The organism is Nonomuraea antimicrobica (assembly GCF_039536965.1).
Classification (GTDB): domain Bacteria; phylum Actinomycetota; class Actinomycetes; order Streptosporangiales; family Streptosporangiaceae; genus Nonomuraea; species Nonomuraea antimicrobica.
Window position 1 is genome coordinate 1 of record NZ_BAAAZP010000002.1, and the last position, 5,163, is coordinate 5,163.

The window sequence follows — 5,163 nt, forward strand, 5'->3', positions numbered from 1 at the left end:
AGGGTGGTGCTGCGCGGTTTCTGCGTTCGGTGGGTGAGGCGTTCGTCGCTGGTGTGGAGGTGGACTGGCCGAAACTGTTCGACGGACCCGGCCAGCCCAGCGCGGTCGGCGGGGATGGCCTGGCCGCCGGTGGTGGCGGCGTCGCCGGGGTTGGCGGGATCGGCGGGGATGGCCGGACTGGTGGCGGGGCTGACGGCGGGGCTGCTGGGGTCGGTGGTGGGGTGGAGTTGCCGACGTATGCGTTTCAGCGGCGCCGGTTCTGGTTGGAGGGTGAGCGGCGGGCTGATGTGCGTGCGGCGGGGTTGGGTGAGGTGAGTCATCCGTTGCTGGGTGCGGCGGTGCAGGTTGCCGATACCGGTGAGATCGTGCTCACTGGTCGTTTGTCTCGGGTTGGTCAGCGGTGGCTGGCTGATCACGCTGTGGGTGCCACGGTGTTGTTCCCCGGTGCGGGCATGGTGGAGCTGGCGGTTCGGGCCGGGGATGAGGCCGGGTGCCCGGTGCTGGACGAGCTCACCCTGCACGCCCCGCTGGTCATCGCCGACGAGCCGGTCGATGTGCAGGTGCGCGTGGCCGCCCCGGAACCGGACGGGCGACGCGCGGTCAGCATCCACTCCCGCACCAACGTACGCGCAGATTCCCGCACCGATTCCGGCGCCGGTGCTGGTGCTGGTGCTGGGGTGTGGGTGCGGCATGCGGAGGGCATGCTCGCCTCTGTCGGTGGGGAAGGGCGGTCGCGGTTCGATTTGGCGCAGTGGCCGCCAGCTGGTGCCGAGCCGGTCGAGGTGTCGAACCTGTACGAGGTGCTGGCGTCGGACGGCTACAGCTACGGTCCGGCGTTCCAGGGGCTCAAACGTGCCTGGGCGCGTGATGGTGAGGTGTTCGCCGAGGTGGAGCTCGGCGAACGGGAAGCGGCCGAAGCCGCCCGATACGGCTTGCATCCCGCCCTGCTGGACGCTGCCCTGCATGCCACGACCCTCACCGGCCCGCCGCAGGCGGAGGTACAGCTACCGTTCGCCTGGACCGGGGTGCAACTGCTGGCCTCGGGCGCCACACGGCTGCGCGTGCACATCACGCCAGACCAGCACGGAGCCGTCGCCATCCACCTGGCCGACACCACCGGCACCCCCGTCGCACACATCGACGCCCTCGTCTCACGACCACTACCACCCGGCGGACTGACGACCAACGTCCAGGCGGGGCACGACTGGCTGCATCACCTGCGCTGGACCCCGTCGCCGGACCGTGCCTCGGGCACGCCGACGGGCAGGGTCGCGGTGGTCGGCGAGCAGCGAGCGGATCTCGATACGGCACTTGCTTCGATCACCGACGACGTGACGTACCACGCTGACGTGCCGGCGTTGATCGAGGCTGTCGCCTCCGGGCAGACCGCTGCTCCCGATGTCGCCATCGTTCATTTCGAGGCGGCCCGCGCGGTCGGGGACGAGCGGTCGATGCCCGAGGAGCTGCGTTCGAGTCTGAGCGGGCTGACCGATCTGTTGGGACGTTGGCTGGGTGAGGAGCGGCTGGCCGGGGCGCGGTTGGTGTTGGTGACGCGGGGTGTGGTGGTGGCGGGTGTGGAGGCTGCTGGGGTGGATCTGGTGGGTGCGGCGGTGTGTGGGCTGGTGCGGTCGGCGCAGGCGGAGCATCCGGGCCGGATCGTGCTGGTGGACGTGGACGAGGCGCCGCAGTCGTGGGGGGCGCTGGCCGGTGTGGCCGGTGTGGATGACGAGCCGCAGTTGGCGGTGCGTGAGGGCGGTGTGCTGGTGCCTCGTCTGGTCAAGGCCGCCACCTCCAACGACCTGCACACTCCTGACGGGGCTGGTGCGTGGCGGTTGGACAGCGTCACCAAGGAGTCGCTGGACGCGTTGGCCTTGGTGCCCGCCCCGGAAGCTGACCAGGAGTTGCAGTCTGGGCAGGTGCGGGTGGCGGTGCGGGCGGCGGGGTTGAACTTCCGGGATGTCGTGGTGGCTTTGGGCATGGTGCCTGAGCAGGGGGAGCCGATCGGTGGTGAGTTCGCCGGTGTGGTGACCGAGCTGGGCCCGGATGTGGAGGGGTTGCGGGTCGGGGATCGGGTGCTGGGGTTGGGGGAGGCCGCGTTCGGTCCTGCCGTGGTGGCTGATCGGCGTCTGGTGTGTGGGTTGCCTGTGGGTTGGTCGTTCGCTGAGGGTGCGGGGGTGGCGGTGGCGTTCGCCACGGCGTGGTATGGGTTGGTGGATCTGGCTGGGTTGCGTTCGGGTGAGCGGGTGCTGATCCATGCGGGTGCGGGTGGGGTGGGCATGGCCGCCATCCAGATCGCCCGGCATCTCGGCGCTGAGGTGTTCGCCACGGCTTCTCCGGCCAAGCAGCATCTGTTACGCGGCCTGGGTATCGCGGAGGATCACATCGCCTCCTCCCGCACCCTCGACTTCGCGCACACCTTCGCCGGGTGCGGTATGGATGTGGTGCTCAACTCCTTGGCCGGGGAGTTCACCGACGCCTCTCTCGACCTCCTCACCGACAGCGGCGGTGCCAGGTTCATTGAGATGGGCAAGACCGACCGGCGCACCCCGGCCCAGGTCCAGGCCAGCCACCCCCACGCCGTCTACCGCAGCTTCGACCTGATGGACGCCGGCACCGACCGCGTGGGCGCGATCATGGCCGAGCTACTCGACCTGTTCCAGCAGGGGGCGTTGCGGCGGTTGCCGGTCCGCTGCTGGGATGTGCGTCAGGCCGGGCACGCGTTCCGGTTCATGGCCCAAGCACGCCACACCGGCAAGATCGTGCTGACCATCCCGCACACCCCGGACCCGGACGGCACGACACTGATCACCGGCGGCACCGGCGGCCTCGGCGCAACCCTCGCCCGCCACCTGGCCGCAACCGGCCAAGCCCGCCACCTCCTCCTCGCCTCCCGACGCGGAGACCAAGCGCCAGGCGCTGACCAGCTCCGGGCCGACCTGCAAGCTGCGGGTGCACGGGTTGAGTTCGCCGCCTGCGATCTCTCCCGGCCGGAGCAGATCCGGGGGTTGCTGGCGGGTGTCTCTGCCGAGCATCCGCTGACCGCGGTGTTCCACACTGCCGGGGTGCTGGACGATGGGGTGCTGGCTTCGCTGGATCCGGTCAAGATCGACCGGGTGCTCGCCCCCAAGGCCGACGCCGCCTGGCACCTCCACCAAGCAACCCACCACCTCGACCTAGCCGCATTCGTCCTCTACTCCTCCTCCGCCGGAACACTCGACAGCGCCGGACAAGGCAACTACTCCGCCGCCAACGCCTTCCTCGACGCCCTGGCCACCCACCGCCGCCACCACGGCCTCCCCGCACAATCCCTCGCCTGGGGACTCTGGCAACAACCCAGCGGCATGAGCGCCCACCTCACCCACACCGACCTCACCCGCATCCACCAAGCCGGTTATCTCCGCATCTCCACTGCTCAAGGCATCGAGCTACTCGACGCCGCCCTGGCCGACCCCGAGCCGTTCGTGCTCCCCCAGCCGATCAACGACCGGATCATGGCCGCGCGTGAGGGAGGCGTGCCGGCGCTGCTGCGTGGGCTGGTACGGGCTCCGGCGCGGCGGGCGGTGCGTACGGCGGGTGAGGAGCAGGGCGGGTCGACGTTGCAGCGGCGGTTGGCGTCGTTGCCGGGGGTGGAGCGGGAGCAGGTGGTGGTGTCGCTGGTGCGGTCGGAGGCGGCGGCGGTGCTGGGGCATGGTTCCGATGAGGTGATCGAGGCGGGCCGGCCGTTCAAGGAGCTGGGGTTCGATTCGCTGACCTCGGTGGAGTTGCGTAACCGGCTGAGCAGGGCGGCGGGGGTGAAGCTGCCGGCCACGCTGGTGTTCGATCATCCCACGCCGACCGCTGTCGCGGCCTACCTGCTGAGCCGCCTGACCGGCGATACGACCGCTGCGGTCACGCCGGTCACACCGGCGGCGTCCACGTCTGCGGGGACGGTGGGCGAGCCGATCGCGATCGTGGCGATGGCGTGCCGGTATCCGGGCGGGGTGGGCTCGCCGGAGCAGTTGTGGGAGCTGGTCGAGCAGGGCCGTTCGGGGATCACCACGTTCCCCGAGGACCGAGGGTGGGACCTGGACAATCTCTACCACCCCGACCCGGGCAACATCGGCACCAGCTACACCCGTCACGGCGGCTTCTTACGGGACGCGCCCGGGTTCGACGCGGGTTTCTTCGGGATCAGTCCGCGGGAGGCGATCGCGATCGATCCGCAGCAGCGGCTGCTGCTGGAGGTCGGCTGGGAAGTGCTGGAACGAGCCGGAATCGACCCGCACTCACTGCGCGGCACTCCTACCGGGGTCTTCATCGGCGGGACCCACACCGGTTACGGCGCGGAATCCCACTCGGCCGACACCGAAGGCTATCTGGTGACGGGCAATTCCACCTCCGTCATGTCAGGCCGGTTGGCGTACACGCTCGGTCTTGAGGGGCCGGCGCTGACCGTGGACACGGCCTGTTCCTCTTCTCTGGTCGGCATCCACCTGGCCTGCGAGTCACTACGCCGCGGCGAGAGCGCGCTCGCCATCGCGGGCGGCGTGACCGTACTCCCGAGCGCGGAGCTCTATGTCCAGTTCAGTCGGCAGCGGGGGTTGGCCGCCGACGGCCGGGTCAAGGCGTTCTCGGAGGAGGCCGACGGCACGGTGTTCTCCGAAGGAGTGGGCCTGGTACTGCTGGAACGGCTGCCGGACGCCCTGGCCAACGGACACCGGATACTCGCGGTGATCCGCGGCTCGGCGGTCAACCAGGACGGCGCCAGCAACGGCCTGACCGCCCCCAACGGCCCCTCCCAGGAACGAGTCATCCGCCAAGCACTGACCAACGCCGGCCTCACCCCCCACGACGTCGACGCCGTCGAAGCGCACGGCACCGGCACCAAACTCGGCGACCCCATCGAAGCCCAAGCCCTGCTCCAGGTCTACGGGGACCGCCCGGCGGAGCACCCTTTGTGGTTGGGAAGCGTCAAGTCCAACATCGGCCACAGTCAGTGTGCCTCAGGTGTGGCGGGTGTGATCAAGATGGTGCAAGCACTGCACCACCAACTCCTCCCGCAAACCCTGCACGCCGCCACCCCCTCCACCCACATCGACTGGACTCAAGGCCACATCCGCCTCCTCCACCAACCCACCCCCTGGCCCCAAACCCACCAACCACGCCGCGCCGGCATCTCCTCCT

General features: G+C 69.9%; 1 protein-coding gene. It reads left to right on the forward strand.

Annotated features, from left to right (window positions below; all coding sequences use genetic code 11):
• Positions 1 to 29: 29 nt before the first annotated feature.
• Positions 30 to 5,163: SDR family NAD(P)-dependent oxidoreductase (locus ABD844_RS00035; RefSeq protein ID WP_344871550.1), on the forward strand; the 5,134-nt coding region annotated here is incomplete at its 3' end.